The organism is Aeromonas genomosp. paramedia, assembly GCF_023093515.1.
In the GTDB taxonomy this organism is placed as follows: Bacteria; Pseudomonadota; Gammaproteobacteria; order Enterobacterales; family Aeromonadaceae; genus Aeromonas.
In genome coordinates, this window is record NZ_JAAROG010000013.1 from 178,342 (window position 1) to 201,126 (window position 22,785).

The following is a 22,785-nucleotide window of genomic DNA, read 5'->3' on the forward strand; positions in this document are numbered from 1 at the left end:
GGTCGATTGACTCAGTAAGTGGTCTTCAGGGTCAGGTAGATGGCGCCTCTGTCTTCCGTGGTGGCGCCGCCACCGGAGAAGGAGGCGTAGCCACCGGCATAACAGGTGTTGCGCTGGGCCCCATCGAGGGCATTGGGGGTGGCACCGTCCTCGGCACCGTCATTGCACTCGGCAGACTTGCCAAAGGAGTCCACGTATTTCAGATCGACGAAGTACTGGTTGTAGAGGGTGGCGCCGAGCCCCACCGCGTAGCTGCCGGTGTCTTTCGCCCCGCCCGCCTGGACCGGGGAGATGCCCGCCAGCCCCCAGTTCACCGAGAGCGGCATGGTCATGTCGACCCCCGGCAGGACCTGATACCAGGTCGGGGTGAAGTTGACCGCCAGCCCCCAGTTGTCCCGGGTGGGCTTGTCGATGCCCTGATAGCTCTCCTCCCCCTTGTAGAGCGCCTTGTTGTGGTCATCCAGGCTCAGCAGGTTGCTGTAGTAGAGCTCCCCGAGCAGGGCGGCGCCGTCGAACAGCGCCGTGTCGGCGAAGGTCATCAGGCCGTTGAGGGTCCAGTGCAGGGTATCGCCGGTGGCGCTGTAGCCATCGGAGCCATCGGTGATCACCCCGGTGTCCGGATGACGGGGGCCGAGCACGGGGGCCGGGATCCCGAAGCCGTTGGCCAGTCCCCCGGGCCCGGTGGCACTGAGCAGGGCCGGGATGCTGGAGAGGGGCATGTGCTGGCGATAGTTGAGATCGCTGCCGACGCTCACCCCGGCCACGTCCTTGGAGAGGCTGAGGCCAAAGATGTCGATCTCGTCGCCATAGGCCAGGGCGTAGCTGGTGTTGGCGATGGACTGGCGCAGGTTCGGCACGGCCCCGGCCGGCAGGGGCGCCGCCCCGCGAATGGTCATGCCACGGGCATCGAGCACCGCCTGGGGCAGGATGTCGGCGGTGCGGCGGTAGAAGGCCCCCAGGGTCGCATCCAGCGCCTCGGGGGACCACTTGGCCATGATGCCCCAGTCGCCGTGCTTGCCCGGCTCGATGTCTGCGCCCCGGCGAATGTTGCTGAGGGTGCCGCTCGGTCCGGCCAGGCCAGGCCCGCCGGTGTGGCCCAGCAGGAACGACTGGGCACCGAAGCCCACCAGATCCGAGCTGCCGTAATAGGTGCCGGCTTCCGGCAGGCGGGCGGCGTTCCAGTCCAGGAAGTACTGGGCGGCGAAGGTCCACTCCGGGTTCAGGGTGAAGGAGGCGGAGATCTGGTTGCGGGGCACGAACAGCTCTTTCGCTTCCGTCCCCGGGGAGGCCGCGAGCTTCGCGAGATCCAGGCCCGACTGGCCATAACTGAGGGCGTGCACCGGGCTCAGCAGGGTTTCTCCCCAGAAGATGTTGTGCTGCCCTATCTTGACCCCGAGCAGGGACTCGTCGCCCAGCTCCATGTTGTGGAACACGAAGGCGTCGAGCAGCTCGCCGGAGGGGCCATGGTAGTAGCGATCCGCATAGTCGCTCAGGTGACGGTTGCCCGCCACCGGGGGCAGCCCGACGATGCCGGAGCTGGCGCTGTTGCCGTTGATGAAGGGGTTCTCGTCGGCGCCGACGTCGCGGTAGGCGTAGTCATACCAGCTGGCGGCGCTGATGCGAAAGCCGGTGTTGCCCTTGTTCACCACGTCCAGCTCGGTCAGCAGATCCAGGCGGGTGGTGACGGTATCCCCGGCATCCTTGAAGTTGTAGTCCCCGTCGTTGTTGTTCGGGGTGGCGAGCATCCGCTCATCGGCACTCTCGGTGCGCATGCCGTAGTTGAACTTGCCGGTGTTGTCGAAGCGAACGGACCACTCTTCACTCCCGGTATCGACCTCGACCGCCTGAACGGTGGGCATGAGGGCGGCCGCGATGGCCGCCGCCAGCAGGCGCAGGCCCAGGGCCCCGCCACCATGACTCGTGTGCATGTAATCCATTACAGTCTCTCCGAGTGTCGTCATCTGATTTAGTTGTTGTTATCTGTTCAGTCGCCGTTTCCGTTGGCTTTGATGCAAGGGAGATGACCTGGCTGATGGCGCACCGCCTTGTTTGGCGCTCGAGGATGCAGCTCTGTTTTTGCATCGGCCCCGGGGTGTCGCTCGCTCTGATGAGCCCGCTCTTTCTCTCTTGTGTGCCGACTGTAAGGCCTCCCTCCCAGGCCACGCTTGCCATTGAACGTCAGCCACTTTTCATTTGATGACAGCGCAGGAGGAGGATGGTAAAGGGCGCCAAAAGCGGTGTCAGACAACCCCGGATCCGGGCCTGTTCACCTGTCTGGCGGGATGGGCAGCATGCGTGGGGGAAGCGTGTCGGCTAAGGGGAAGCGGGGTGTCAGACATAAAAACGGCGGGGAGAGGCCCAGGCCCCCTCCCCGCCGACAGCCAGACGATCAGCGCGCGATGGCGCAGCTGGTGGCGGCCTGCAGCGCCTCGAACTCGATGCCGGGGGCCAGCTCCACCAGGCGAAGGCCGGTGGGGGTCACGTCCAGCACGGCGAGATCGCTGATGATGCGATCCACCACCCCGACCCCGGTCAGCGGCAGGGAGCACCACTCCAGTATCTTGTGCTCCCCGTTCTTGGCGCAGTGCTCCATCAGCACCACCACCCGCTTGACCCCGGCCACCAGATCCATGGCGCCCCCCATGCCCTTGACCATCTTGCCCGGGATCATCCAGTTTGCGAGATCCCCGCGCTCGGAGACCTGCATGGCCCCGAGCAGGGCCAGGTTGATGTGGCCGCCGCGGATCATGGCAAAACTCTCGGCGCTGTCGAAGAAGCTGCTGCCGGGCAATGTGGTGATGGTCTGCTTGCCGGCGTTGATGAGATCGGGATCGAGCTCGGCCTCGCTCGGGAAGGGGCCTATGCCGAGCAGGCCGTTCTCGCTCTGCAGCCACACCTCCATGCCGTCCGGGATGTAGTTGGCCACCAGGGTCGGCAGGCCGATCCCCAGGTTGACGTAGAAGCCGTCCTGCAGCTCCCTTGCGGCGCGCTGCGCCATCTCTTCACGGGTCCAGGCCATCTCAGTGTTTCTCCATGACAGTGCGCACTTCGATACGTTTCTCAGGGTTGGGGTTCAGCACCAGCCGCTGCACATAGATGCCGGGCAGGTGAATGTCGTCGGGGGCCAGCTCCCCCACCTCGACTATCTCCTCCACCTCGGCCACGCAGACCCGCCCGGCCTTGGCACAGAGCGGGTTGAAGTTGCGTGCCGTCTTGTTGAACATCAGGTTGCCCGCCTTGTCGGCCCTGGCCCCCTTGATGAGGGCCAGGTCCGCCGTCAGGGCGTGCTCCATCACATACCACTCGCCGTCGAACTGGCGGGTCTCCTTGCCCTCGGCGATGAGCGTCCCGTAGCCGGTGCGAGTGAAGAAGGCCGGGATGCCGGCGCCGCCGGCTCTGAGCTTCTCCGCGAGCGTCCCCTGGGGGGTGAACTCAAGCTCAAGTTCCCCCGCGAGGTACTGGCGCTCGAACTCCTTGTTGCCCCCCACGTAGGAGGAGATCATCTTCTTTATCTGGCGGCTGTGGAGCAGCGGCCCCAGGCCGAACTCATCCACCCCGCAGTTGTTGCTGATGATGGTGAAGCCGCCCTTGCCGCTCCCCTTCAGCGCCTCGATCAGCTGCTCGGGGATGCCGCACAGGCCGAAGCCCCCCGAGGCGATGGTGATGTCGTCCTGCACCAGGCCGCTCAGGGCGGCCTGGGCGCTGGGATAAACCTTGTTCATAAAGACCTCTCTGCTCTCTGGCTAGTCCGTTGGCCACGGGGGCACTTTTGTTTATTGCGGTTTTTTTGATTGATCTCGTATCGTGATCGTCCGATTACGCCGCTACGCGGCTAATCGAACCTACGCAGCCAATTGAGTTTGTAGGTTCAAATAGGGTCGCGTATTCGGACGAACGCGGCCTTTCTAAGGCTTGATGCCCCAATGCATCAGGGTCAGCACCAGGGCGACCAGGAAGGCGGTCTCCCCCACCATCAGCAGGATGGGCTTGATGCCGACCGCCGCCAGCTCTTTGAGCTGGGTCTTCATGCCGATGGCGGCGATGGCGATGACCAGGCACCAGCGTGACAGGCCGTTGACCCCCTCCTGCAACGGCACGGGCACCCAGCCTGTGCTGTTGATGCAGGCCAGCACCAGGAAGCCGACGGCAAACAGGGGCAGCAGGGGCGGACGCTTGCCCAAGGGGCCATCCGCCCCCTGCCTGCGGGTGATCATGGCGGCGACGACGATCACCGGCAGCAGCATGGCGACCCGCATCAGCTTGATCACGGTGGCCACGTCCCCGGTCTCGGTGGACATGCTGTAGCCGGCCCCCACCACCTGGGCGACGTCGTGAATGGTGGCGCCGAGGAAGACCCCCGCCTCCACCGGCGTCAGCTCGAAGAAGCGGGCGATCATGGGGTAGAGGATCATCGCCAGGGTCGAGAGCACCGAGACCCCGATCACGGTGAACAGGGTGGCCCGCTCCTTCTGCGGGTGATTGGGCAGGGAGGCGGCCAGGGCCAGGGCGGCGGAGGCGCCGCAGATGGCGGTCGCCCCGCCGGTCAACATGCCGAACAGACGCTGGAACCCCATCGCCCTGGCCGCCACCACGGAGAGGCTGATGGTGACCACCACCAGGGTGACCACCAGCAACACCGGCATCCAGCCCAGCTCGGCGATCTGGCCCAGGGTGATGCGCATGCCGAGCAGGGCGACGCCGATCCGCAGCACGCTGCGCGCGGTGTATTCGATGCCCGCCTTGCAGCTCCCCTCGGCGCTGAGGAAGTTCAGCCCCATGCCGAGCAGCAGGGCGAACAGCAGCACGGGGGCGCCGTAGTGCTCGGAGAGGAAGGTGGCGGCCGCCGCCACCGTGATGCTGACCGCCATGCCGGGGGCCAGGGTCCGTACCCGCTGAACGCGATCCGTCATGGTCAGGGTGAGCATGGGCTGACCTCCCGGGGGGCGATAAGGATGGAGAGACCCTCTCCCTCCCGCTCGACCGGATAGCGGCCGACCGCGAGCCGGGTCGAGTTCAGCAGCAGCCCCGTCGTCAGGTTGAACCTCAGGCCGTGGGCCAGGCACTGGATCACCTCCCCCTCCAGCCGACCGCCGCACAATGAGGCCCCCTGGTGGGGACAGCCGTCGTCGATGGCGTGGAAGCGGCCATCGACGTTGAACAGCACCAGGCTCTTGCCCTGGGCCTCGATGAGGATCCGCTTGCCCGGTTCAGGCACCCGCTCGGCCGGCACCAAGATCCGCGCCGCCGGCGCCCCGCTTGCCGCATCCAGGGCCTGGCGCAGGCTGGCCAGCAGCTGCGCCACCGGCTGGGCCCCGCTGAGAGTCAGCCCCTCCCCCAACACGAAGCTGGGCACCCCCTGCTGGGCCGCCCCGGGCGGATCGCAGTGGAAGGGGGTGCCGTCCCCCTGCTGGCTGCTCACCAGATCGGCGGACGCAAAGCCCGCCGCCTCGGCCAGCCCCAGCAAGGTAGCGCCATCCCCCAGATCCCCGCCATGCAGGAAGTGGCAGGCAAACAGCCGCTCCAGCAGCTCGTCCAGCTGCGCCGGCGATCCCAGCTGGCAGGCCCGTTGCCACAGGCGGTGGGCATCGGCCGTGTTCGGCATGCGGGGGATCTTGCCAAAGTCCAGCGCAACGCCAACACTTGCCGCCGCCTGTCGCACCTGGGCCTGCCGCAGGCCCATGGCCTGTTCGCTGCCAAGGCGCCGCAGGTAAAAGTCGTGAAAATCCTCCCCCTGCACCGGCAGCGCGGGCAGCAGTTGCACCCCGCGCCAGTGCAGATCGACCCGCACCTCGGGCCGCTCTGCCCCCAGCTGGATCAGGGCCTGCGCCAGCTGGCGTTTGCCGATGAGGCACCAGGGGCAGATGAAATCCATATAGACCTCGATGCTGAGTCTCATGCCCTCACCTCCGTGCCCTGGGGGCCCGTGATGACCCGGCGGCCGGCATCCCCTTCGAGCCGGGCCACGTCCTTGTGGTAGTGGCGCTTGCCGTAGAAGAAGACGGCGGCCGCCGCGATGCTGATGAGGGGCACCAGCTGGAAGGCGTTGTCCAGGCCGATGTGGTCGGAGACCTTGCCGGTGATGAAGGGGCCCGGGGCCAGCCCGAGCAGGTTGTTGGCAAGGGTCAGGGTGGCGAACGCCGTGCCGTGCACGCTGGCGTGGGTGAGGTTGGCCACCATGGCACCGGCGGGGCCCGAGGTGCCGGTGGCGATGAACATCCCCAGCCCGATCAGCAGCAGCTGAGGCAACCCGGCCGGCAGGGCAAACGCCAGGGAGAGCAGCAGACAGCTCCCGAGGCAGTAGGCGATGGCGAGGCTGATCTTGCGATCCGGCCGGTTGCGGCACAGCCGATCGCTCAGCATGCCGCAGAGGATCATACCGGCCCCGCTGCACAGCACTATGATGGCGGCCATGAGCCCCGCCTTGTCCGTGTCCAGTCCGTAGTAACGGTTGAAATAGCTCGGCATCCAGACGATGACGGTGCCCCCGACGAACAGCTGCAGGCCGCTGCCCACATAGGCCGAGATCACCGAGCGGCTGGAGTAGAGGCTGCGCAGGGGATTGCGGCCCGTCTCTGTGCTTCCCCGAGCCGCCCGGCCGGTCTGGGAGATCCGCGCCTCCTTGACGATGAGGGGATAGAGGGCCGCCAGCACCAGGCCGAACAGGGCCATGCCGGCGAAGGCCCAGCGCCAGCCGAGGAAGTGCGCCAGCACGCCCCCGGTGGCCATGCCGAGCACTGAGCCGAACATGCCGCCGGAGATGAAGGCGCCGGAGAGGGTGGCCCGCATCTCCCGCGGGTACACCGAGACCACCACGGCGATGCCGACGCTGCCGTAGGCGGCCTCCCCCACCCCCACCAGGAAGCGAGCGATGAACATCTGCTCGTAGTTCTGGGCCAGGGCGCAGCCCAGGGTCGCCAGGCTCCAGAGCGCGGCCATCATGGCCAGGCTCTTGACCCGGCCGAAACGGTCGGCGAGCAGGGAGAGGGGAAAGGTCAGCAGGCCGACCATCAGCGCCACTATGCCGCTGAGCAGGCCAAGCTGGGTGTCCGAGAGCGCCCACTCCCCCTTGAGCATGGGGAAGACGGCGTTGAGCACCTGACGCGACATGTAATCGGAGATGAGCAGACCGAAGGTCAGCGCAAACACTATCCAGGCATAACGACGGGGCACGGCAACCTTGCCGGCCTCTGGGTCGTCATCGATATGATACGTAGCCATACAATCCCTCGCGCTACTGCAAATTGGGTTCGGTTTTTCGGTCAACGGACCGGCGGCAGAGGCCACCGGCCAGACAATATTGACTCATCACTCAGTTACCCTGCGTGCTGCATAGTGCAAGGCGCAAGGCCGTTTGGCAAACAGAGTCGGGGGGTCGCCGCCCCGCCGACCCATCTGGCTCAGGACTGCTGTGGCACCCCTTTCTGGCCCTGGGTCCGGTTCGGCGCCATGCCGTTGGCCAGCAGCGTCTCCTCCACGCTGTCGTACTGCACGCCGATGCGGTAGATGGCGCGCGCCTCCTTGCCGCTCGCCACCTCGCGGCCCAGCTCGTGGGCGACCCGCACGCACTGGCGGATCTGCTCCACCGAGCTCATGCGCTGGCCGTGCTGGCCTATGATGGTGTCCTCTATGCCGCAGCGGGGGTGCAACCCCATGGCCATGGCCATCATGTTGAAGGGCAGCACGTTTTTGAGCAGCGACTCGGCGGTGACGCAGGCTCCGTCCGGCGCACGGTGGACGAAGTTCATGAAGTTGAACGGGTTGGGACCATCAAAACCGCCGCCGATGCCGATCCAGGTGAGGTTCAGCGGGCCCATGTAGACCCCCTTGCGCACCAGCCGCTCCAGGGTCTCCAGGGCGTGCATGCCGGTCAGCTGGAAGTGGGGCTGGATGCCGTTCGCCATCAGGCGCTTCAAGTGCTCGGCCACCCAGGCCGGGCCGGCCGGCACCGTCATCTCGCTGTAGGCCGCCTGGTAGGCGGGGTGCGCCAGGGAGGTGCCCGCCAGGTACTCCGGATAGAGCAGCTCCATGATGTTCATCTGGGTGGTGTTGATGGCGACCGTGACCTGATCCGGTTTCGGGGTCAGCTCCGCCAGCATGTGGCGGGTGTCGTCGGAGAGCCACTTGGCCGCCTCGCCCTCCCCTTCCGGCGCGAAGGAGATGGAGCCCCCCACCTGGATGATCATGTCGGGCACCGCCTTGCGTACCCCGGCGATCAGCTCGTTGAACTTGGACAGCCGCTTGGAGCCGGTGCCGTCCAGCTCGCGCACGTGCAGGTGCAGCACGGTGGCGCCAGCATCAAAGCAGTCGACCGCTTTTTGGACTTGCTCCTCCATGGTCACCGGGATGTCTTCCGGGAAGTCGCCGGGCGCCCACTCAGGGCCATAGGGCGCTACGGTGATGACCACCTTTTCCATGTTTTCCGGGTGCAGGGAATCGTCAAAAAATTGCATCTGTTCATTCCTTAAATTGGCTGGCCTTCCATGAAGCGCCTGGGGTGGTGACATCCTCCGGGCCCGGGGCCCGGGGCTTGATCAGAAGGGGGTATCCCCCATGATCCCGGCCCGCTCCATCTTGCGATGGCTGGGGGGGTAGTCCATGGCGGCGTAGTGCTGGGTGCTGCGGTTGTCCCAGATGGCGATGCTGCCCGGCTGCCAGCGCCAGCGCACCTGATACTCGGGGATATAGGCCTGGCTGATGAGGTAGCGCAGCAGATCGCTGCCCCCCATGCTGTAGTCCTGGCCGACGCGCACATGGGCCGGGGTGTGGTAGTTGGTGAAGTGGGTGGCGAAGGCGTTGACGAACAGGATCTTCTCGTCCGTCTCCGGGTGGGTGCGCACCACGGGGTGCTCGGCGTCCGGGAACTGGGCCTTGAGGGCAAGCCGCTTCTCTATGGGCATGGCCGCCCCGAAGCTCGCCTCTATGCTGTGACGGGCGCGCAGGCCGGCGATCTTCCCCTTGATCTCTTCCGGCAGCTGCTCGTAGGCCACCACCATGTTGGCCCAGAGGGTGTCCCCCCCCACGGGCGGACACTCCACGCAGCGCAGCACGCACCCCATGGGCGGTTGGGCGCGCCAGGTGGCATCGGTGTGCCAGGCGTTCTCGTAGCGATCGTTGGGTAGCTCCGGGGACTTGTAGATGCGCACCAGACCGGGGTTGTCCGGATCGCTGCCCGCCACCGGGTGATCCTCCAGCTCGCCGAAGCGGCGGGCGAAGGCCACGTGATCGGCGCGGCTTATCTCCTGCCGGCGCAAGAACAGCACCCTGTGCCTGAGCAGGAGGGCACGGATCTCGGCGAACAGCCCCTCATCGTGAACGGCGTCCGCCAGGTTGACGCCGCTCAGTTCGGCGCCGATGTGGCAGGTCAGTTGTTCTACACGCATGTCTCTCTCCCTGAATGACAAGTCAGTGCTGCAGGCACCGCCCTTGAGTGCGGGCTGGCCTGGGATCCTTGGCCTAGATGATGAAGACGGAGGAGCCCGTGGTCTGGCGCGCCTCCAGATCCCGGTGGGCCGCCGCCGCATCCTGCAGTTCGTAACGCTGGTTGATCTCTATCTTGATCCGGCCGCTGGCCACGTGATCGAACAGCTCCCCGGCCAGGGCCTCCTTCTCGGCGGGATCGGCGATGTAGTCGGCGAGCGCCGGCCGGGTCAGATAGAGGGAGCCCTTCATGGCCAGCAGCTGAGGGTTGAAACCGTCGATGGGACCGGAGGCGGTGCCGACGCAGACCATGAGGCCGCGGCGTTTAAGAGAATCGAGCGAGCCCATGAAGGTGCTCTTGCCGACGCTGTCAAACACCACGTCGACCCCGGCGCCCCCGGTCAGGGCGCGCACCCGGGTGGCCACGTCCTCACGGCTGTAGTCGATGGTGAAGTCGCAGCCGTGGGCACGGGCCAGCTCGGCCTTGGCCCCGCTGGAGACGGTGCCTATCACCGTCAGCCCCAGCAGCTTGGCCCACTGAGCGACGATGAGGCCGACGCCCCCCGCGGCCGCGTGCAGCAAGATGCTGTCACCTGGCTTGAAGTCGTGGATGCGGCGCATCAGGTAGGCGGAGGTGAGGCCCCGCATTGTCATGGCGGCGGCGGTCTCGCAGCTGATGCTCTCCGGCAGTCTGATGAGGGGGGCGGCCGGGATCAGCCGCATCGTCGAATAAGCGCCGAGGGTATTGATAAAGCCGGTGTAGGTGACGCGATCGCCGACGTCGACATTGGTCACCCCCTCGCCCACCGCCTCCACCACCCCGGCCGCCTCGACCCCCAGGCCATTGGGCATGGGGATGGGGTAGGTGCCGTTGCGAAAATAGGTGTCGGCATAGTTGAGGCCGACCGCTTCATGGCGCAGGCGCACCTGGCCAGGCCCGGGCTCGCCCACCGCCACGTGTTCGTAGCGCAGGACCTCGGGGCCCCCGGTTTCATAAAAGCGAATGGCATTGGCCATGGCTGTTCTCCAGATTCATTCATGGGTGAAAACATCGTCCAGAGTGAATCTAGGGATTTACATGAACGCCCGCTTTGCATCGGGCGACAGCCACTTTTCATCTCATGACACCCCCCTTCGAATCCGTTGCCCCCCCTCGTGGAAGACGACAGAATCGGCCCTGACCCACCACGGCGGCGTCATGGCACTGGCCAGGCGCACCTGGGGAAGGAAGCGCTATCTGATTGAATGAAAAGTGGTTATCAGAAGAGAAGCCGCGGGTGCCCGCCCATCGACGGGCCTTGGACCTAAGCATAATTGACGTTGACGTAAACGTAGTGTGAGATGAGAGTATTCACAGCCAGCATCCACAGCAGACAAGCACCCCATGAAAGGAGTCACTATGTCCAACCTATCCTCGGCCGGGACGCGTTTTCGCACTGCCCTGGCCAACGAGAAGCCCCTGCAGATCGTCGGCACCATCAACGCCTACATGGCGCTGATGGCCGAGCGCAGCGGCTTCAAGGCCCTCTACCTCTCCGGCGCCGGGGTGGCGAACGCCTCCTTCGGCCTGCCGGATCTCGGCATGACCTCCATGAACGACGTGCTGATCGACGCAGAGCGCATCACCGCCGCGACCCAGGTGCCGCTCCTGGTGGACATCGACACCGGCTGGGGCGGCGCCTTCAACATCGCCCGCACCATTCGCGCCTTCGAGCGCGGCGGCGTGGCCGCCGTCCATATGGAGGATCAGGTGGCCCAGAAACGCTGCGGCCACAGGCCGAACAAGGCCGTGGTCTCCATCGCCGAGATGGTGGACAGGATCAAGGCGGCGGTGGATGCCCGCCAGGACGAGAGCTTCGTCATCATGGCCCGCACCGACGCCCTGGCGGTAGAGGGGCTGGGCTCGGCCCTGGAGCGCGCCGCCGCCTATGTGGAGGCAGGCGCCGACATGATCTTCGCCGAGGCGGTCACCGAGCTGGAGCAGTACGACAGCTTCAAGCAGGCGGCCGGGGTGCCGATCCTCGCCAACATGACCGAATTCGGCAAGACCGAGCTGTTTGACAAGGAGGCCCTCGCTGCCCACGGCGTCGACATGGTGCTCTACCCCCTGAGCGCCGCCCGCGCCGCCAACCAGGCCGCCCTCAACGTCTATCAGCAGCTTCGCCGCGATGGCCACCAGCGCGCCGTGGTCGACACCATGCAGACCCGGGAGTCCCTCTACGACTTCCTCGGCTACCACCACTACGAGCAGACCCTGGACAGGCTGTTCACCAAGGACCTGTCTGCCAAGGAATAACACGCCGACCGGCCGTCTCATGCTGGCGGCCGGCGCTTCAACGGACTGAATGAGGAAACATGTGATGAGCGCCCTGCCCGAAACCACCGGCTTCAAGCCGAAGAAATCCGTCGCCCTCTCCGGCACCGCCGCCGGCAACACCGCCCTGTGCACCGTGGGCCTCTCCGGCAACGATCTGCACTACCGTGGCTACGACATTCTGGACGTGGCCACCAGCTGCGAGTTTGAAGAGATTGCCCACCTGCTGGTGCACGGCCATCTGCCCAATGTGGCCGAGCTCGCCGCCTACAAGGCCAAGCTCAAGGCCCTGCGCGGCCTGCCCACCGGGGTCAGGACGGCCCTGGAGCAGCTGCCCCCCTCCGCCCACCCCATGGACGTGATGCGCACCGCCGTCTCGGTGCTGGGGTGTCTCTCCCCGGAGAAGGACGATCACAACCACCCGGGTGCCCGGGACATCGCCGACAAGCTGATGGCCTGCTTAGGGTCCGTGCTGCTCTACTGGTACCACTTCAGCCACAACGGCAAGCGCATCCATGTGGAGACCGATGACGACTCCATCGGCGGCCACTTCCTGCACCTGCTGCACGGGGAGAAGCCCCGTGACTCCTGGGTGCGCGCCATGCACACCTCCCTCATCCTCTATGCCGAGCACGAGTTCAACGCCTCCACCTTCACCGGCCGCGTCATCGCCGGCACCGGCTCCGACATGTTCTCCTGCATCACAGGCGCCATCGGTGCCCTGCGCGGGCCCAAGCACGGCGGCGCCAACGAGGTGGCCTTCGAGATCCAGAAGCGTTACGACAATCCGGACGAGGCGGAGGCCGACATCCGTGCCCGCATCGAGAAGAAAGAGGTGGTCATCGGCTTCGGTCACCCTGTCTACACCGTCTCGGACCCCCGCAACAAGGTGATTAAAGAGGTGGCACGCTCACTGAGCGAAGAGCAGCACAACACAAAGATGTTCGACATCGCCGAGCGGCTGGAGTCCACCATGTGGGAGGCCAAGAAGATGTTCCCGAACCTCGACTGGTTCAGCGCAGTCAGCTACCACATGATGGGGGTGCCCACCGCCATGTTCACCCCGCTGTTCGTCATCGCCCGCACCTCAGGCTGGTCGGCCCATGTCATCGAGCAGCGCATCGACGGCAAGATCATCCGCCCGAGCGCCAACTACGTCGGCCCGGAGGATCTGACCTTCGTGCCGCTCAAGGAGCGCAAGTGATGGTAAACTCTCAATATCGCAAGCCCCTGCCCGGCACACAGCTTGACTACTTCGACGCCCGGGAGGCGGTGAACGCCATCGCCCCCGGCGCCTGGGACAGGCTCTCCTACACCGCCCGCGTGCACGCCGAGAACCTGGTGCGCCGGTGCGATCCGGCCATCCTCGGCGAGTGCCTCGGCCAGATCGTCCACAACAAGCGCGATCGCGACTTCCCCTGGTTCCCGGCCCGGGTGGTGTGCCACGACATCCTGGGCCAGACCGCCCTGGTGGATCTCGCCGGCCTGCGCGATGCCATCGCCGATCAGGGGGGGGATCCCGCCCAGGTGAACCCCGTGGTGCCGGTGCAGCTTATCGTCGACCACTCCCTGGCCGTGGAGTGCGGCGGCTTCGACCCGGACGCCTTTGCCAAGAACCGCGCCATCGAGGATCGCCGCAACGAGGATCGCTTCCACTTCATCAACTGGACCAGGCAGGCGTTCAAGAACATAGAGGTGATCCCGCCGGGCAACGGCATCATGCACCAGATCAACCTGGAGAAGATGTCCCCTGTCATCCATGCCGATCGCGGCCTGGCCTACCCGGATACCTGCGTCGGCACCGACAGCCACACCCCCCACGTGGATGCCCTCGGCGTCATAGCCGTGGGGGTGGGCGGGTTGGAAGCGGAGAACGTGATGCTGGGGCGCGCCTCCTGGATGCGGCTGCCTTCGATCGTCGGCGTCGAGCTCTCCGGCAAGCCCCAGCCCGGCATCACGGCCACGGATCTGGTGCTGTCGCTCACCGAGTTCCTGCGCCAGCAGAAGGTAGTCGGCGCCTACCTGGAGTTTCGTGGCGAGGGCGCCGCCGCCCTCACCCTCGGCGATCGGGCCACCATCTCCAACATGGCGCCGGAGTATGGTGCCACCGCGGCCATGTTCTTCATCGACCAGCAGACCCTCGACTACCTGAAACTCACCGGCCGTGATGACGACCAGGTCAGGCTGGTGGAGACCTATGCCAAGGAGGCGGGTCTCTGGGCCGACGCCCTGGCAGGCGCCCAGTACGAGCGCGTGCTGCACTTCGACTTGTCGACCGTGGTGCGCACCCTGGCGGGCCCCTCCAACCCCCATCGCCGCCTGCCGGTGGCCGAGCTCGCCACGCGGGGCATAGCCGTGGATCTGGACAAGGCCCGCACCCAGGAGGCGGACGGCCTGCTGCCGGATGGCGCCGTGATCATCGCCGCCATCACCAGCTGCACCAACACCAGCAACCCGCGCAACGTGATTGCGGCAGGTCTCTTGGCCCGCAACGCCAACAAGCTCGGGCTTGTCCGCAAGCCCTGGGTCAAGTCCTCCCTGGCCCCGGGCTCCAAGACTGTCGCCTTGTATCTCAAAGAGGCGGGTCTCGATAAAGAGCTGGAGCAGCTTGGCTTTGGCGTGGTGGCCTTCGCCTGCACCACCTGCAACGGCATGTCCGGCGCCCTGGATCCCGCCATCCAGCAGGAGATCATCGACCGGGATCTCTACGCCACTGCGGTGCTCTCGGGCAACCGCAACTTCGACGGCCGCATCCACCCCTATGCCAAGCAGGCCTTCCTCGCCTCCCCGCCCCTGGTGGTGGCCTACGCCATCGCCGGCACCATCCGCTTCGACATCGAGAAAGACGTGCTGGGGGTGGTGAACGGCCGCGACATTCGCCTCAAGGATATCTGGCCGAGCGACGAGGAGATCGATGCCGTGGTCAAGGCCTCGGTGAAACCGGCCCAGTTCCGTCAGGTCTACATTCCCATGTTCACCATTGAAGAGGATCATGGCCCCAAGGTGGCGCCTCTGTACGACTGGCGTCCGCAGAGCACCTATATCCGTCGTCCCCCCTACTGGGAGGGGGCCCTGGCGGGCGAGCGCACCCTCAAGGGGATGCGGCCGCTGGCGCTGTTGCCGGACAACATCACCACAGACCACCTCTCCCCCTCCAACGCCATACTGCGCAGCAGCGCGGCCGGGGAATACCTGGCGAAGATGGGCCTGCCGGAGGAGGACTTCAACTCCTACGCCACCCATCGCGGCGATCACCTGACCGCCCAGCGCGCCACCTTCGCCAACCCCCAGCTGGTCAACGAGATGGCGGTGGTGAACGGCGCGGTGAAGAAGGGATCCCTCGCCCGGGTCGAGCCGGAGGGCCGGGTGATGCGGATGTGGGAAGCCATCGAGACCTACATGGCGCGCAAGCAGCCCCTCATCATAGTGGCGGGTGCCGACTACGGTCAGGGCTCGTCCCGTGACTGGGCGGCCAAGGGGGTGCGGCTCGCCGGGGTGGAGGTGATAGCGGCGGAAGGCTTCGAGCGCATTCACCGCACCAACCTCATCGGCATGGGGGTGCTGCCGCTGGAGTTCAAGCCGGGCACCAGCCGCCTCACCCTGGGGCTGGACGGCACCGAGACCTACGATGTGGTGGGGGAGCGCCAGCCGCGCGCCGATCTCACCCTCGTTGTCCGCCGCCAGAGCGGCGAGGTGGTCGAGGTGCCCATGACCTGCCGTCTCGACACCGCCGAGGAGGTCTCGGTCTTTGAGGCGGGCGGCGTGCTGCAACGCTTCGCCCAGGACTTCCTGGCGTCGACGGCGCAACAGGCGGCAAGCTAAGTTCCAGCCCCTCCCCTTTGACAAGGGAGGGGCCGTTACTCCTCCCCTTTTTCAAGGGAGAGGCCGGGAGGGGGGTCTCGCGCCCACTCCCGCAAGCCATCAATCCAAATCAGGACGATTTCTATGGCCTACGAACCTCAAGTGAAAATCCCGGCCACCTATATGCGCGGCGGCACCAGCAAGGGGGTTTTCTTTCGCTTATCTGATCTGCCCGAACGCTGCCAGCAACCCGGACCGGCTCGGGATGCACTCTTCCTGCGCGTCATCGGCAGCCCTGACCCCTACTCGGCCCACATGGACGGCATGGGGGGCGCCACCTCCTCCACCAGCAAGTGCGTGATCCTCGCCAAGAGCCAGCAGCCCGATCACGACGTGGACTACCTCTACGGCCAGGTCGCCATCGACAAGGCGCTCATAGACTGGAGCGGCAACTGCGGCAACCTCTCCACCGCCGCCGGTGCCTTCGCCATTCACGCCGGGCTGGTGGACCCGTCCCGCATCCCGGACAACGGCACCTGCGTGGTGCGGATCTGGCAGGCCAATATCCGCAAGACCATCATGGCCCATGTGCCGGTGCACAACGGCCAGGTGCAGGAGACCGGCGCGTTCGAGCTGGACGGGGTCAGCTTCCCCGCCGCCGAGATCGTGCTGGAATTTCTCGACCCCTCCGAGGATGGCGAGGAGGGCGGCGCCCTCTTCCCCACCGGCAACCGGGTGGACGAGCTGGAGGTGCCGGGCATCGGCACCTTGAAAGCCACCCTGATCAGCGCCGGTATCCCGACGGTGTTCGTCAACGCCGAAGAGATTGGCTATGAAGGCACTGAGCTACGCGAGCAGATCAACGGCGACCCCGAGGCCCTGGCCCGCTTCGAGGCGATCCGGGTTGCCGGGGCCCTGCGCATGGGGCTCATCAAGACGCCCGCCGAGGCGGCGACCCGCCAGCACACCCCGAAAGTCGCCTTCGTGGCGCCGGCCAAGGAGTACAGCACCGCCAGCGGCAAACGGGTGAAGGCCGATGAGGTCGATCTGCTGGTGCGGGCCCTCTCCATGGGCAAGCTGCACCACGCCATGATGGGCACCTGCGCCGTGGCCATCGGCACGGCGGCGGCCATTCCCGGCACCCTGGTGAACCTGGCGGCCGGTGGCGGCGAGCGCGAGGCGGTGCGCTTCGGCCACCCCTCCGGCACCCTGCGGGTGGGGGCAGAGGCGCGGCAGCAGGAGGGCGAGTGGACGGTGACCAAGGCGGTGATGTCCCGCTCAGCCCGCATCCTGATGGAAGGCTGGGTGCGGGTGCCGGGGGATGCCTTCTAGCCCCTTCGTCACCGGCATGAAAGAGGCCCAAGCGATTGCTTGGGCCTCTTTGTGATGATGTTCACCTCAAGGAGTGATCTCCCCCTGGCCGCTGGCGGGGCTGCTCCACCACTCATCCGCCTGTGGTTGCGGGCGCGCCACGCACTCCACTAGGCGCGGTATGTTCTTCTTCGCATCGCCACCGATCAGCCGCTTCACCTGGCCAGCCGGGCATTGGCCGTCGTCCACATAGGCAACCTTCCCATAAGGGAGCTTGCCCGGCGCGGGATCCTGGCTCAGATAGGTGATGGGGGCAGGCGCGAAATGGGCGCACCCCGACACCAGGCCCAGCAATCCCCCTGACAACAGCACGCTCTTCCATCTGACAGCCATAGGCCACTCCCTGTCGTGATCTGCTTATGCACACGGACACACAGTTTCCGTGCACACTGGCAGTGTGCCAGCCATCCCCCAGGGCCGACAGCCACCCTGGGTGGTGCTGTGACGATTCCAGACGTGAGTATCCGCGCCCGGTTGGGTACCGACGGCCACCCGGGAGTGGCCGGGCCCCTGCCCCAGGGGGCGCCACTGCCCGCCTTCATGACCCCCGTCTCCCAACTCATTGCCCGTAATAGCGTTCCAGCAGCGCATCGACCTCGGCCACGGAGATCTGCATCTGGGGCCAGCGCTCGCCCTTCTCCCTGATAGCCTGCAGGCTCTCCCTTTGGGGGCGAAGCTGGCTGCCAAGCCGCCGGTTCAGGGCCTCGTAGCGGGCGATGACAGCCTGCCGGCTGAAGAGGCCCGGGGTCAGATCCAGCTGGTAACCCCGAAACAGCTGCTGCAACCCCTGATAGACCGCCAGGTGATAGACGGAGTGGTGATCTTCCTCCTCGAAGTAGCGGCTGGTGACGTGCAGGTTGTGGCCGGGGTGCGCCACCAGGCTGCGTGCAAACTGCCGCAACTGATCCCGATGAAACTCGGAGCGGCCAAACCCCGGCGTGAAGGGGTTGTTGGCCACGGCGACAAACAGCGAGGCGGGATGCTTGAGCGGACCAAGCAAGGCCCGCTCGATGCGCTGGTAGTTGGCTGGATAATCGAACCACAGGCTGGCATCGATGGCGATGTAGCCCTGGAACTGGCCGCTGTCTCTGGCCACCGCATCCAGGGTCAGCAGGCCCCCGAGGGAGTGGCCCACCAGCAGGGCCGGCGAGGCGGTGCGATAGCGGCGCTCGATGAGGGGGCGCAGCTCCCGGGTCAGGTATTCCATGAACGCCGGGCCGCCGCCGGTCTTGGCATAACCGGCGCCGGCCGGCGCCCCATTGGGCAGCACCAGGGTGTGGCTCGGGGTGTAGTCGCGCATCCGGTCGGTGTTGTGCACCGCGACGATGATGAGAGGCGGGATCGCCGGGTTGAGTCCGGCCCGCAGGGCCTGGGTGATGCCCGCGACCTCCAGCAGGAACTTCTCCCCATCGAGCAGATAGAGCACGGGAAAAGCCTGCTGCGGCTGTTGTTCATAGCCCTCTGGCAGATAGACGCTGTATTGCCGCGCCTCCCCCAGCAGGGTCGAGTGGTGGGTGAAGCGCTCGGCGTAATGGCGCATGTCGGCCTGGGCAGACGAGAGAGTGATCATGGTGAACAGTATCGCGATGAGTCTTGTCATAGGGTGAATCGGACGAAGTGGGTTCGGATAGAGGACAACAGGGCCACCGGGCCCTGTTGTCACCTGGGTTACAGCTTGTAGCTGAAGCCCGCCATCAGGTTGGCCGGTTCGCCATACATGTTGAAGGTGGTGGTGGAACCGACGCGATAGAAGTACTCGCGATCCAGGATGTTGTAGAGGTTCAGGGTCGCCTGCATCCTGTCGTTGATCTCGTAGCGCACGGCCGCATCAAACAGGGCATAGCCCCCCTGATGGGTCGAGATCCCCTTCTGGTTGAAGGAGTAGTCGCTGACCGCCGTCATCCCGCCCCCCAGATGCAGCCCCTGTACCCAGTCCGCCAGGTGGTAGTCGGTCCAGAGGGAGAGGGTGTGGCGCGGAATAGCATCGAATTTCGGATTGTGATCGCCGGATTTCTCCTCGATGTCGGTGAAGGTATAGCCGGTCATGACCATCCAGTGCTGGCTCAGGTAGCCGGTCGCCTCCAGCTCCACCCCCTGGGTCTCCACCTTGCCTGTGGCCCAGTAGGTGTTGGTGATGGCGATGCCCTGATCGTCATAGGCCTGGGCCGCGATGTTGGCGTCCTTCATCAGGAAGGCGGTCGCCCGGGTATTGAGCAGGCCGTCCAGCAGGGAGGACTTGATGCCGGTTTCCCACTGGCTGCCCTCCCGCGGCGTGAGCATCTCCCCCTTTTCATCCTGACTGGTCTGCGGCTTGAACACCTTGGAGTAGCTGGCATAGAGCGCATGCTCCCCGGTCAGGTCATAGACGGCCCCGGCATAGGGGGTAAATTTCCCCTTGAAGTCACCGGACTGGCTGCTCTGCGCCCCCGAGCTCAGGGTGGTGTTGACGACCTCGGTGTCATACCAGGAGACCCGGGCCCCGGTGATCACCGCCAGCGGCTCCAGCAGCCGCCAGGTCACCTTGCCATAGAGGCCCAGCTCGGACTGCTCTTCGTGGTCGTTCTTGGTGTACTGGTAGTTCGGCTTGGCGACCCCGGTCGGATCGAAGTCGAACACGTTGATCTTGCCGATGTTGCGGTTGGTGTAGGTCTGGATATCGGACTCGTAGCGCTTGTAGTCAGAGCCCAGCACGAACTCGCTCTTGTGCCCAAGCAGGCCGAACAGCTGGCTGTAGTTGGCATCGAACGCCATGTTTTTCTGCTGGTTCGCCTGGGCATTGAACATCAGCCCCGTGTTCCCTGCGGCATCCACTGGGCCATTGGTGTAGGTCTGCTCCAGGCGCATGTCGTGGTCCATGTAGCGGGCCGAGAACTGCGCCACGCCTCCGTTGGCGAAGGCATGCTGGAGGGCGGCCCCCACATCCGTGGTGCTTGCATCGAAGAAGTCTTCATCCGAGCCCAGATAGGTGCTGCGGCCGATGTCTAGCATGGTGCCATCGCGGTAGGCCGGCAGGCCATTGGTGGGCAGTATGTCCTTGGTCTGGTGCAGGGCATAGACAGACAGCAGGGTGCGATCCGACAGGTCGAACTCCAGGGTGCCGTAATAGGTGCCGTTGTCGTTGTTGTTGTAGTCGACCTGGTTCTTGATGTCGGCGTTGGCCACCACCAGGCGACCGAGCACCGAGCCCTCCTCGTTGAGTGCCCCGCCCAGGTCCGCCTCCAGATAGTGCCTGTCCCAGCTGCCATAGCGCGCCGTGACCGAGCCCTTGAACTCGTCGGTCGGACGCTTGAGCACCATGTTGATGACGCCCCCCAGCTCGCTGGTGCTATTGAACAGGCCGGACGGGCCGCGCATGATCTCTACCCTGTCCACGGCCGCCAGAGACGGCAGGGTGCCGAACTTGCTCTGCATCGGCGATGGCAGGCCGTTGAGGTTCACCTCATCGTATTCGTAGCCGCGGGAGAAGATGGAGGAGCGGCCGCTGTCGTTGACCATGGTGCGCAGACCCGGCGTGTACTTGGCCAAGTCGTCCACCGCGACGAAGTTGCGCTCCTCTATGTAGTCGTTGGTCAGCACAGTGATCGACTGGGGAATGTCTTTCAGGGCCGCCGGGGTCTTGGTCCCGACGGTGGCCGAGTCGACGCCGTAGCCCCCCGTCTCCTCCGACGGCGCCATCCCGTAGAGCGGGTTGCCATAGACAACCAAGGTTTCATCCGGCTCGATGTTCGCCGTTTGTGCCCGGACCGGGGAAACGACAGTGACAGCCAGGGCGGCAGAGACGGCCAGAGCCAGCGGGCTCGGCGCTTTATCCTTGAAGACAACCATAGAAAGAGTGACCCCCAAACAGAGATGATAATCATTTTCATTTGATTTTGCGGGGGCTAATATAGCATTCGAGTATCCGCAGTAGTTTTGCGGGTTGGTCATTTAATACTTCGAAATGGTCAAAGTGAGCATGACTGACACTGTGGTAAGAGATACCCGCGTTCGCAAACGGGGTTTGTTCACAGGAAGAGTAGAGAACCTGATGATTCAGGACGGCATCCTCTTTCACAACAAGGACATAGTCCACAAGGCCGACTTTGCCACCGAGCGGGAGCTGCCGCCGCAGCTCATCATCGCCATCCCCCTCGAGAGCAAGGCGCTGATGACCTATGGGGCCACCCATCAGCTGCGGGGCTGCCGTTTTCACACGTCCGATCCCATCGTCGCCACCGCCATCTTCTATGCCAGACCCGACATGGTACAGGGCGCCGCCAAGGCCCAGGTGCGCAGTCGCAGCATAGTCCTGTCGCTCAGTCCCGCCTGGCTTGAGCGCAAGATGACGGGCACCCAGCGCGAGCGGTTCGAGCGGGTATTCAGCCATCACCTGAGTCGCGTCGACTGGTCGCTGCCCCCGCATCTGGGGCAGATTGCGGAGGCGCTGAACCTCACCAGCAGCCAGAATGCCCCCGAGATGCTGATGCGGGAGGCCTTCGCCCTCACCCTGTGGGAGAGCCTGATGAGCAACCTCCAGCAGATCTCCCAGGTGTGTGGCCAGCGGCACAGCGAGCAACCGACTCGCCTGAAGATGTTGCTTCGGGATGAAAAGGTTGACCACATGACCCTGGCCGACATCGCCGATACCCTGGGCATGAGCCTCTCCACCTTGCAGCGCACGGCCAGGAAAGAGCTGGGCATGAGCCTGCAGCGCTATCTGCGCGAGCGAACCTTGCAGCAGGCGAAGGCGAAGCTCGAAGAGCGCAGCCTCTCCCTGCAGGAAGCCGCCGAGCACGCGGGTTACAGCCATGTCGCGAACTTCATCACGGCGTTTCGCAAGCTGTTTGGCTATTCGCCCAGACAGGCCAGCCGGCACGTGCGGGCGCACACTCAGTAGGCGCGACGGCCAGCCTGCACATGCAGATGCCCGCCCTGTCGCTCGCGCTGCTTCATCCTCTTGTTCATGCGCAATACATCTTTGCTCTGGAATAGTATAGGCCGACACAGTGGGGGGGCGCTTGAAATCAGCGCTCGTCATCCACACATTCAGTGCATACAATGCGTTAACGAGGCGTAATTGGTCGCCTCACCCCGGAAATCAAGAGGACATCAAGATGGATACCCGTTCTATCTACACTGGCACCCAGGGTGCCGTGCGCGACACCAACAAGGTGCTGCGCAATACCTATATGCTGCTCTCCCTCACTCTTGGCTTCTCTGCCGTGGTTGCCGGGGTTGCCACCGTCATGAACATGCCGCCCCTGCACTGGGCCATCTTCCTGGTCGGTGTCTACGGTCTGATGTTCCTGACCGAGAAGAACCGTGACAACGGCATGGGGCTGGTGTTCACCTTTGCCCTGACCGGCCTGATGGGCTACAGCCTGGGCCCCATCATCAACATGTACATGAACAATGGCGGCGGCGAGATAGTGATGACGGCCCTTGGCGGCACCGCCCTCACCTTCTTCGGTCTGTCGGCCTATGCCCTGACCACCAAGCGTGACCTCTCCTTCATCGGCGGCATGCTGTTCGTCGGTTTCTGGGTGCTGCTGGTGGCCATGGTCGCCAACATCTTCCTGCAGATGAGCGCCCTGAGCCTGGCCCTGTCCGCCATGTTCATGCTGTTCTCCTCCGGCGCCATCCTGCTGACCACCCAGCAGATAGTGCGCGGCGGCGAGACCAACTACATCTCCGCCACCGTGACCCTGTATGTCTCCATCTACAACATCTTCCTGAGTCTGCTGAGCCTGCTTGGCGGCAACCGCAACTGATGAAAAACCCCGCTTCGGCGGGGTTTTTATTGGCACCTGTTTCTGTCAGGATAAGTTGCAAATCAAGGATATGAAGCAAAGTGGCCCTGATCCAAATCAGGGCCACTTCGTTGCCGACGAGTTATGCTGTCG

At 65.1% G+C, this 22,785-nt stretch carries 18 protein-coding genes; 6 read left to right on the forward strand and 12 right to left on the reverse strand.

The features are described 5' to 3' along the window. Positions 1-11 precede the first annotated feature (11 nt). The 9 genes from HB860_RS09450 to HB860_RS09490 form a co-directional block, all read right to left on the reverse strand. Positions 12-1,937 carry a DUF1302 domain-containing protein gene (locus HB860_RS09450; RefSeq protein ID WP_247626454.1) on the reverse strand — a complete coding sequence of 642 codons (1,926 nt, stop codon included), beginning with the start codon at positions 1,935-1,937 and terminating at the stop codon, positions 12-14. Positions 1,938-2,389: 452 nt separating this feature from the next. Continuing rightward, the gene (locus HB860_RS09455) at positions 2,390-3,019 is read right to left on the reverse strand and encodes a CoA transferase subunit B (protein WP_247626455.1); all 630 of its coding nucleotides are present in this window, start codon (positions 3,017-3,019) and stop codon (positions 2,390-2,392) included. Between the two features lies 1 nt (position 3,020). After that, positions 3,021-3,722, reverse strand: a complete 702-nt coding sequence (locus HB860_RS09460; RefSeq protein ID WP_247626456.1) for a CoA transferase subunit A — start codon at positions 3,720-3,722, stop codon at positions 3,021-3,023. 183 nt (positions 3,723-3,905) lie between these two features. Continuing rightward, positions 3,906-4,925, reverse strand: a complete 1,020-nt coding sequence (locus HB860_RS09465) for a YeiH family protein (protein ID WP_247626457.1) — start codon at positions 4,923-4,925, stop codon at positions 3,906-3,908. Next, positions 4,913-5,896 (reverse strand): DsbA family protein, encoded by a 984-nt coding sequence (locus HB860_RS09470; RefSeq protein ID WP_247626458.1) that lies wholly within the window; start codon positions 5,894-5,896, stop codon positions 4,913-4,915. The genes HB860_RS09465 and HB860_RS09470 overlap by 13 nt, the downstream gene beginning before the upstream one ends. Beyond that, positions 5,893-7,218, reverse strand: coding sequence for an MFS transporter (locus HB860_RS09475; protein ID WP_247626459.1), 1,326 nt, complete (start codon positions 7,216-7,218; stop codon positions 5,893-5,895). The genes HB860_RS09470 and HB860_RS09475 overlap by 4 nt, the downstream gene beginning before the upstream one ends. 179 nt (positions 7,219-7,397) lie before the next feature. Then, positions 7,398-8,450 carry a 3-keto-5-aminohexanoate cleavage protein gene (locus tag HB860_RS09480; RefSeq protein WP_247626460.1) on the reverse strand — a complete coding sequence of 351 codons (1,053 nt, stop codon included), beginning with the start codon at positions 8,448-8,450 and terminating at the stop codon, positions 7,398-7,400. Between the two features lie 81 nt (positions 8,451-8,531). Continuing rightward, the gene (locus tag HB860_RS09485) at positions 8,532-9,380 is read right to left on the reverse strand and encodes a TauD/TfdA dioxygenase family protein (protein ID WP_139439519.1); all 849 of its coding nucleotides are present in this window, start codon (positions 9,378-9,380) and stop codon (positions 8,532-8,534) included. 73 nt (positions 9,381-9,453) lie between these two features. After that, positions 9,454-10,434 (reverse strand): quinone oxidoreductase family protein, encoded by a 981-nt coding sequence (locus tag HB860_RS09490; RefSeq protein WP_247626461.1) that lies wholly within the window; start codon positions 10,432-10,434, stop codon positions 9,454-9,456. A 382-nt stretch (positions 10,435-10,816) separates the two neighbouring features. On the opposite strand from HB860_RS09490, the gene prpB reads away from it, so the two are divergent. From prpB to prpF, 4 genes are all read left to right on the forward strand, one after another. Continuing rightward, positions 10,817-11,713, forward strand: coding sequence for a methylisocitrate lyase (gene prpB, locus HB860_RS09495; protein WP_247626462.1), 897 nt, complete (start codon positions 10,817-10,819; stop codon positions 11,711-11,713). Positions 11,714-11,777: 64 nt separating this feature from the next. After that, a complete protein-coding gene (gene prpC, locus HB860_RS09500; RefSeq protein ID WP_139439516.1) occupies positions 11,778-12,935 on the forward strand; it encodes a bifunctional 2-methylcitrate synthase/citrate synthase in 1,158 nt (385 codons plus the stop codon). After that, positions 12,935-15,553: a Fe/S-dependent 2-methylisocitrate dehydratase AcnD gene (gene acnD / locus HB860_RS09505; RefSeq protein ID WP_247626463.1), complete on the forward strand. Its 2,619-nt coding sequence runs from the start codon at positions 12,935-12,937 to the stop codon at positions 15,551-15,553. The genes prpC and acnD overlap by 1 nt, the downstream gene beginning before the upstream one ends. Before the next feature lie 123 nt (positions 15,554-15,676). Further along, positions 15,677-16,864, forward strand: coding sequence for a 2-methylaconitate cis-trans isomerase PrpF (gene prpF, locus HB860_RS09510; protein WP_247626464.1), 1,188 nt, complete (start codon positions 15,677-15,679; stop codon positions 16,862-16,864). Positions 16,865-16,930: 66 nt separating this feature from the next. Here prpF and HB860_RS09515 read toward each other — a convergent pair whose 3' ends face one another. From HB860_RS09515 to HB860_RS09525, 3 genes are all read right to left on the reverse strand, one after another. Beyond that, positions 16,931-17,236, reverse strand: coding sequence for a DUF6719 family protein (locus tag HB860_RS09515; protein WP_247626465.1), 306 nt, complete (start codon positions 17,234-17,236; stop codon positions 16,931-16,933). A gap of 226 nt (positions 17,237-17,462) precedes the next feature. After that, entirely contained in the window at positions 17,463-18,503 is a 1,041-nt protein-coding gene (locus tag HB860_RS09520; RefSeq protein ID WP_247626466.1) for an alpha/beta hydrolase, read from the reverse strand. 68 nt (positions 18,504-18,571) lie between these two features. Next, positions 18,572-20,728: a TonB-dependent siderophore receptor gene (locus tag HB860_RS09525; protein ID WP_247626467.1), complete on the reverse strand. Its 2,157-nt coding sequence runs from the start codon at positions 20,726-20,728 to the stop codon at positions 18,572-18,574. 202 nt (positions 20,729-20,930) lie between these two features. On the opposite strand from HB860_RS09525, the gene HB860_RS09530 reads away from it, so the two are divergent. Both HB860_RS09530 and HB860_RS09535 read left to right on the forward strand, forming a co-directional pair. Next, positions 20,931-21,779 (forward strand): helix-turn-helix transcriptional regulator, encoded by an 849-nt coding sequence (locus HB860_RS09530; RefSeq protein WP_247626468.1) that lies wholly within the window; start codon positions 20,931-20,933, stop codon positions 21,777-21,779. A gap of 217 nt (positions 21,780-21,996) precedes the next feature. Continuing rightward, the gene (locus HB860_RS09535; RefSeq protein WP_111874565.1) at positions 21,997-22,653 is read left to right on the forward strand and encodes a Bax inhibitor-1/YccA family protein; all 657 of its coding nucleotides are present in this window, start codon (positions 21,997-21,999) and stop codon (positions 22,651-22,653) included. Positions 22,654-22,785: the final 132 nt, after the last annotated feature.